Genomic DNA, 7,180 nt, shown 5'->3' with positions numbered 1-7,180 from the left:
CCCGGGCGGCCTTCTCGACGTCGCCGAATCCTCCGGTATTCTGGGGGATGATACCCATCAACTGAGGCGGGGTCCGGTGGCCGGCCAGCTGGTCGTCCCGCGTGATGTTTTTGATGTTCCAGAACTCGTCCTTCGCCGCGACCTCGCTCACCGGAATGATCTGCACGCCGTCTTTCTTGCCACTCGGAGAGTAGAGGAAGAGGTTGCGGAAATTCCCAGGACCTTTGCTGTCTTTCAGGGCCTGCCGCATCGCGTCGATGTCCTTCTGGTCATGGGCCGGGTCGTTGACGTACATGATGAAGCCGGCGTGGCTGCCGTTGAGGTAATAGCGGCGGCGAAACAGTGTCGCCGACTCGTTGAGCCATGCCGATTGCAGGCTGCCCAGGTAGTCCGGAACGCCATAGATGGATTGGTCGATGTCGGGCTCGAGCAGGTGCACCACCCTACCCTTCGGCAATTCGGTGCGATCCAGGTAGTTGGGTGCCCACCAGTAGCGATCGGCGTTCAGTCCTCCCCTGCGCATGTACTTGGCGCGCAGGTGGCGGAACGGCAGCCGTTTGCCCAGCCGTCCGCGCACTTCTTCCAGGTACCCATTCCCTAACACCAGGTAGTCGAGGGCCAGGCCGCTGAACGCTTGGCGACCTAGCAGCGGGTGCGGCTTAAACGTCTTCAGCAAAATGTTACGCTTCACCTGGAGCGCCGAGCCATGGTGAGCGGTAGCGCGGTAGGACTGGGCGAGCACAGACAGTGGTATCGGCGGTTCGTACCACTCGTCCGGAGACAGGAAGAGCCCTTCATAGAGCATGTCGCGCACGCTGGTCACCGGCTCGGGATCGCCGAAGCTGAACGCCTCGGCGCGCGGGCTGCCAGTAGTTGAAGTGCCGGTGGCCACCGGAGTGGCCGGGGCCTCGGCGCTGGTGTAGGCCGGCACCCGATAGCGGGGCTTGTCGCTCATGGCGGTGGTCTCACTCATTCGTACATCTCCATCATTGACTGTCCGGTGCCCTCGGCGGGGCCATCGATCGGTTCGTGACTGAGGGCGTGCATCGCCGCCCAGGCCAGGTCGGCGTGGCCGGTGGCCTGGCTGCGCCCGCTGGTGTAGGTGAATTGGCGGCCGGAGGCGGTGAGCTCGCGCTTGATGGCCATGAACGACTGCGCCATGTCACTCCAGCCGGCATCGAACTCCAGGCGGTCCTTGCGCATGATCTGCTGCGCCTGCATGACGAGGCGCCCCTTGACCGCCGGGTCATAGCGGAAGCGGGTCAGGGTCGGGAACCACTTCTCGACGTGCTCTGCCACGGCCTCGCCCAGGCCGCTGACGTCGATGCCGATATGCTCGATGCGATAGGTCTCGCGGAAGGATTTGATGAAATCCGCCTGCGCTTCATAGTCCTCGCCCTTGAGGCGGTGGCGCTCAAGAATGCGGTGTTTCTCGTCGGCGGTGCGGGCCGGCAGCACCACCGCCAGGCCGGCGCCATCGCCATCCTCGCCGGTACCGGTCGGGTCGTAGCCGATCCACACACCCCGATCACCCACCGGGCGCGGGGCAAATGGCCGGTAGTCGTCCCAGACCTCCCAGCTGTCGACCATGCAGGGATGCACCATCGCCAGCGGGAACGCCGACTGGCTGTCATCGACGAACTGGCACATCAGCAGGTTGGCAAATTCCTCGTCGCTGTACTCCAGGCGCAGCTGCTCGAGGTCGAACAGATCGCAGCCGCCGGCGATGGCGTCTTCGACGGTGACGATCTGCCGCCACTGGCCATCGGCGCACAGCTGGCCGGCGGCGCAGGCGGCGTGGGAGACATCGAACTCGGCCCGATCCTTCTTCGCCCGGCGTTTGTTGAACAGCTCGCCGGACCAGAACGGATAGGCTTCATGGCCCAGGCTCGAGGGAGTCGAGAAGTATGTCTGGCGCCACTTCTTGTGCATCGCCATGCCGCTGGTGACTTTCCGGAACTCCTGGAAGCGGTGGATCCAGAAGTACTCGTCAAGGTAGACGTCGCCGTGGTAGCCCTGGGCCGTTTTCGAGTTTGTACCCAGGAAGTGCAACTCGGCCCCGTTGTCGAGAACCAAGGGATCGCCCTTGAGGTCGACATCGGTGGCGTCCTTGACGAACTGAACGATGTAGTTACGAAAGATGTGAGCCTGCGCCTTCGAGGCACTGAGGAAGATCTTGTTGCGGCCGTGCTCGAACGCATCGACGATCGCCTCGCGGGCGAAATACCAGGTCGCGCCGATCTGGCGACTCTTGAGGATGTTGCGAATGCGGTGCTTCTGCCCCGCTTCGTACCAGTGCTCCTGGTAGGCGAAAAGCGACTCGTGGAACGCCGCCTTGAGCTGCTCGATCTGTTCGTCATCCAGGGCGTTGCGGCGCGCCTTCTTCTTCGGCCCTGCATTGCGGGCCTCGATGTTCGGGTTGAGGTCGGCCTCGTTGCCGCTCTCGCGGTACCGGTGCACCCGGGCCAGCCGCTCGATCTGCCGCCCGAGCAGGTCGATCTCTTTGAAGTCCTTCCCCTCTTTGCCCTCCTTGCCGATCAGCTGCACCAGGCGCGCTTCGAGTGCGCCTTCGACTCGCTGAGTGGGAGTGGCGTCCTCCCAGGCATCGCGCTGTTTCCAACTGTGAACCGTGGCGGCTTTTTCGCCGATGAACTCGGCAATGCGCGCGACACGCCAGCCCTGCCAGTAGAGGTGGCGGGCAGTCAGGCGCGGCGAATCGGGGCTGTCGTTGGGCATCGTTGTCATGCCCGCCAGCGTACCCGCGCGCGCGGGTGTCGCCGGCCCGGGCTATTTGTGGCGGAGGGGCGTCACAACGCGGACGCGTTGAGGCTCGCGCCCGGGGCGCGGAACCTGTCGGCAACGTACCGACAACCACCCTGGAGACACTCCATGCCCATTTTCCGCGTCGCCACCGAAGGCGCCACCACCGACGGCCGGGAGATCTCGCGTGATTGGATCACGCAGATGGCCGCCAACTACGACCCCAAGAAGTACGGCGCGCGCGTCTGGCTCGAGCATATGCGCGGCATGTTCGCCGATGGTCCGTTCCCCGCGCTTGGCGACATCAAAGCGGTAGAGGCTCGCGAGGTCGAAGACGGCAAGTTGGGCCTGTTCGCCGACATCGACCCGACCGACAAGCTCAAAGAGATCAACGGCCAGCGCCAAAAGATCTACACGAGCATCGAGGTCAACCCGAATTTCGCCGATACCGGCGAGGCCTACCTTGAGGGCATTGGCGTTACAGACTCTCCGGCAAGCCTGGGTACCGAAATGCTCAAGTTCAGCCGTGATGCCGGCGACAAGTCGCCACTAGCTGCCCGAAAGCAGAAGCCAAGCAACGTCTTCACCGCCGCTGTCGAGACCGAGCTCGACTTCACCGAGCAGCCGCCGGCGCCGGAAGGCCCGAGCCTATTCGACCGCGTCACTGCCCTATTCAAGAAGCACGACGCCAAGACCGCCAAGGGCTTCGAGGCCTTCAGCCAGGATCTCGAGCAAACCCTTGAGGTGTTCGTGCAAAAACACGGTGAGCTCGATGAAGAGTTGAAGAAACGCCCCAGCGCCGAGGCGTTCAATGAGCTCAAGGAGGCCCACGCGGCCACCCAGTCCAAGCTCGACGAGCTCTACACCAAGCTCGACAACACCCCCGACACCCCGCCTCGCAGCGCTGCCACCGGCGGCGACGGCGCTCAACAGACCGACTGCTAAGGAAGCCGCCTCATGCGCAACGACACACGCTTCGCCTTCAACAAACTGACCCAGCGAATCGCCGAGCTCTCCGGCGTTTCCAGCGCGACCGAGAGCTTTGCGGTCGAACCCAGCGTCCAGCAGACGCTTGAAACCAAGATGCAAGAGACCTCGGCTTTTCTCAGCGAGATCAACATCGTCGGCGTTGATGAGCTCAAGGGCGAGAAGCTGGGCCTTGGCATCAGCGGCCCGATCGCTGGACGCACCGACACGACGGCCAAAGACCGTACCCCGCGCGACCTGACCAGCCTGGATGCCAACCAGTACGAGTGCGTATCGACCGAGTTCGACACCTTCCTGTCCTGGCAGAAGATGGATGCCTGGGCCAAGTTCCGCGATTTCCAGGTGCGGGTACGCAACGCCATCCTTCGCCAGCAGGCGCTGGACCGCATCATGATCGGTTTCAACGGCACCAGTGCCGCCGCCGAGACCGACCGCGCCACCTATCCGCTTCTGCAGGACGTCAACAAGGGCTGGCTGCAGCAATACCGCGACAACGCCCCGGCCCGCGTGATGAGCGAGGGCGGTACAGCCGGCGAAGTGCGTGTCGGCCCGGGTGGCGACTACGAGAACCTCGACGCCCTGGTCTACGACGTGGTCAACGAGCTGATCGACCCCTGGCATCGCGAATCCACCGAACTGCGCGCGATCTGTGGGCGCAAGATCCTCGCCGACAAGTACTTCCCGCTGATCAACCAGGACAACGCGCCCACCGAGCAGCGCGCGCTGGACCTGATCGTCAGTCAGAAGCGAATGGGCGGCCAGCAGGCAGCGCGGGTGCCTTACTTCCCGGACGGCGCTTTGCTGATCACCCCGACCAGCAACCTCTCCATGTACTACCAGAACGGCTCACGTCGCCGTTACATGAAGGACGAGCCCAAGCGCAAGCGCGTCGAGAACTACGAGAGCTCCAACGACGCCTATGTCGTCGAGGACTTCGGCGCCGGCTGCCTGGTGGAAAACATCATCTTCGGCGACTGGTCCGTCTAAGGAGAGCTGAATGCAAAGCCCCGCCCGTAAGCACTTTGCGCGCGTCACCGCCGCGAAGGCGGCCGGTGATGCCGGCCCCGGCCGGCCCCAGACCGGCGAGCAGTACGAGATCCACGCCGCCGCGCTCTGGGAGGCGCGTCGCACCCTCAAGGCCATCAAGTCCACCGAAGCCAAGGTCGCCAAGAAGCGCGAGCTGCTGCCGGACTTCGAGAGCTACGTCACCGGCGTGCTCGAGGGCGGCAACGGCGCCCAGGACGACGTGCTGATGACCGTGATGCTGTGGCGCCTGGACGTCGGCGATCTCGCCGGCGGCATCGCCATCGCCGAATACGCCCTGCGCCATGGCCTCGACACCCCCGACCGCTTCGAGCGCGACACCGCCAGCCTGGTGGTCGAACAGGTCGCCGAAGAGGCAATGCGGCTGCTCGAGGCGCCCTATGCAGAAGGCGCCGTGGGTGAAGCCGCCGCCGCCAACGACGCCGCCGAGATGGCCATGCACCTGGCACGCGTCGAGGCCCTGACCCGCGACGCCGACATGCACGACCAGATCCGAGCCAAGCTGCACAAGGCCCTGGGCTATGCCCAGCGCGCCCGCGGTGGCCACGCCGAGGAAGCCCTCGCCAACCTGCGCCGCGCCCTGGAGCTCAACGACCGGGTGGGCGTGAAGAAGGACATCGAGAAGCTCGAGCGCGAGCTCAAGAACGCTGGCCAGGGCACTGAGAAAGGGGAAGGGAATAACTCATGAAGAAGATAACCAAGTGGTCTATGCGACTGACGATCATTTCCCTGTGCTCGTTGGGCATTCTAGTGGGCATCCACGCCGCGGCATCTGCTGCCGTGCCGGCTCTCACCGAGGAAATCGCCGACACGGCAATCGAACTGCTAGATAGCGGAGACATCGAGCCCTCGGAGGCGATCGCCAAGCTCGAGCACGTCGAAGCGATCACCCGCGAGCACGATGTGAGCACCCAGGTGCGCGCCAAGCTGCACCATGCCCTGGGCTACGCCTACATGTCGCAAGGCGGGAACGACCCCCAGGCGCTCCATCACCTAAGCCGTGCCCTGCAGTTGCACGATAGCGGCGGCAACACGGATGAAATCCAGCGCCTCCAGCGCGAGTTAAAGAACGCTGGCCAGGGTGCCACCGAGAAAGACACCCCGGCCTGACCCCGAGTCGCACGCCGACGCCAAGGGGGCGCCGGGGGAGAGCGGGCCTTGGCCCTATCTCGTCGATCCCGGCCCACCCCCTTCCTAACAACCACACCGAGCTGCCGCAATGTCCCTGATCGCCGCCGGTACCGGCACCGCCCCTGCCGATCCTGAGAGCATCGCCAACAACGGTTTCTGGCCGAATATCGAGCCGTCGGACTGCCGCGATACCGAGCGCCTGGACGGCACCGTCACCGCTGCCCGGCTCGCCTGGGCGTTGCAGGTGGCCATGGCCGACATCAACCGCCAACTGGCGGACTGGCAGCAGGCCCGCCAGGAAGAGGGCGCCGCGACGCTCGACGACGTGGACGCGCCGACCTGGGCCGTGGCCGGGCATTACGCCCTGCTCTACCGCCGGGCCGTTTACGCCACCGCCCATGCCTCGTTGCTCGAGCGTTATCGCGAGATCTCAGCTACCGAGGCTGGCGACGAGCGCGGCGAAGCCAAGGACCTGGCCGCCGACGACGTGCGACGCGACGCGCGCTGGGCGGTGGCCGAGATCGTTGGCCGTCATCACACAACAGTCGAGCTGATCTGACGATGCGCACCGTCTACGCGCACCAGTACGAGACCCTCGACGCGCTGTGTTATCGCGTGCTCGGCGAGACCGCCGAGATCACCGAACAAGTGCTCAGGCTCAACCCGGGGCTCGCCGAGCTGGGTCCCCGGCTGCCCCAGGGCACCGCCGTCATTCTGCCCGGCGCCGCCCCCGAGGCACCCCGCGTCGATACCATCCAGCTCTGGACCTGAAACACAACCGATCACGCCGAGGACCACATGGCCGAACCCAGCACCACCACCGCCGTCGCCACCGCCACCGGGCTCGCCGCCCTGGTCGGCTGGCTGCCAGGCGTCGATGCCAACGCCGTGATCGGTGCCTTCTGCGGCGCATCGCTGTTCGTGATCAGCGCCAAGGATCTCGGCATGTTCGAGCGGTTTGCCTACCTGGTGATCAGCCTGCTGATCGGCTACCTGGGTGGGCCGGCCGTGCTCGGCCAGTGGATCGCGCATAGCGCGGTATCCGCTTTTATCGGCGCGGCAACGGCAGTCACCGCCGGGCTGCGTGCCATCGAAGGCGTCAAGACGCTCGACCTCAAGTCGCTGCTGGGAGGACGCAAGTGAGTATCCCGACCCTCGTCACATTGATCTGCGCCGTGCTGATCTGTGCGCGGCTGCTCACCTACCGTCGCCGCGGCGCCCGCTACCGGCTCGGCTATTCCTGCGCCGCCTGGCTGCT

General features: G+C 65.1%; 10 protein-coding genes. 8 read left to right on the top strand and 2 right to left on the bottom strand.

Features of this window, described 5'->3' with window-relative positions; translation table 11 throughout:
• Together BLR71_RS17275 and BLR71_RS17270 are read right to left on the bottom strand one after the other, a co-directional pair.
• Window positions 1–973 (bottom strand): phage portal protein (locus BLR71_RS17275; RefSeq protein WP_217629359.1); only part of this gene is annotated, 973 nt, incomplete at its 3' end.
• Window positions 970–2,745 (bottom strand): terminase large subunit domain-containing protein, encoded by a 1,776-nt coding sequence (locus BLR71_RS17270; protein WP_092529098.1) that lies wholly within the window; start codon window positions 2,743–2,745, stop codon window positions 970–972. The genes BLR71_RS17275 and BLR71_RS17270, both read right to left, overlap by 4 nt.
• 144 nt (window positions 2,746–2,889) lie before the next feature.
• On the opposite strand from BLR71_RS17270, the gene BLR71_RS17265 reads away from it, so the two are divergent.
• The 8 genes from BLR71_RS17265 to BLR71_RS18105 all read left to right on the top strand — a co-directional run.
• The gene (locus tag BLR71_RS17265; protein ID WP_092529096.1) at window positions 2,890–3,705 is read left to right on the top strand and encodes a GPO family capsid scaffolding protein; all 816 of its coding nucleotides are present in this window, start codon (window positions 2,890–2,892) and stop codon (window positions 3,703–3,705) included.
• A gap of 12 nt (window positions 3,706–3,717) precedes the next feature.
• Window positions 3,718–4,734 (top strand): phage major capsid protein, P2 family, encoded by a 1,017-nt coding sequence (locus BLR71_RS17260; RefSeq protein WP_092529094.1) that lies wholly within the window; start codon window positions 3,718–3,720, stop codon window positions 4,732–4,734.
• A gap of 10 nt (window positions 4,735–4,744) precedes the next feature.
• Window positions 4,745–5,479, top strand: coding sequence for a phage terminase small subunit (gene gpM, locus BLR71_RS17255; protein WP_092529092.1), 735 nt, complete (start codon window positions 4,745–4,747; stop codon window positions 5,477–5,479).
• Window positions 5,476–5,901: a phage terminase small subunit gene (locus BLR71_RS17250; RefSeq protein ID WP_092529090.1), complete on the top strand. Its 426-nt coding sequence runs from the start codon at window positions 5,476–5,478 to the stop codon at window positions 5,899–5,901. The genes gpM and BLR71_RS17250 overlap by 4 nt, the downstream gene beginning before the upstream one ends.
• A 109-nt stretch (window positions 5,902–6,010) precedes the next feature.
• Complete coding sequence (locus BLR71_RS17245; protein ID WP_092529088.1) at window positions 6,011–6,481, top strand: head completion/stabilization protein; 471 nt, start codon at window positions 6,011–6,013, stop codon at window positions 6,479–6,481.
• Between the two features lie 2 nt (window positions 6,482–6,483).
• Window positions 6,484–6,693 (top strand): tail protein X, encoded by a 210-nt coding sequence (locus tag BLR71_RS17240; protein ID WP_092529086.1) that lies wholly within the window; start codon window positions 6,484–6,486, stop codon window positions 6,691–6,693.
• A 27-nt stretch (window positions 6,694–6,720) separates the two neighbouring features.
• On the top strand, window positions 6,721–7,065 hold the full coding sequence (locus BLR71_RS17235; protein WP_092529084.1) for a putative holin: 345 nt from the start codon (window positions 6,721–6,723) through the stop codon (window positions 7,063–7,065).
• Window positions 7,062–7,180: phage holin family protein (locus BLR71_RS18105; RefSeq protein WP_139172691.1), on the top strand; the 119-nt coding region annotated here is incomplete at its 3' end. The genes BLR71_RS17235 and BLR71_RS18105, both read left to right, overlap by 4 nt.

Origin of the sequence: Onishia taeanensis, assembly GCF_900100755.1 — a bacterium.
GTDB lineage: Bacteria > Pseudomonadota > Gammaproteobacteria > Pseudomonadales > Halomonadaceae > Onishia > Onishia taeanensis.
This window is presented reverse-complemented; position numbering and strand designations above follow the sequence as displayed.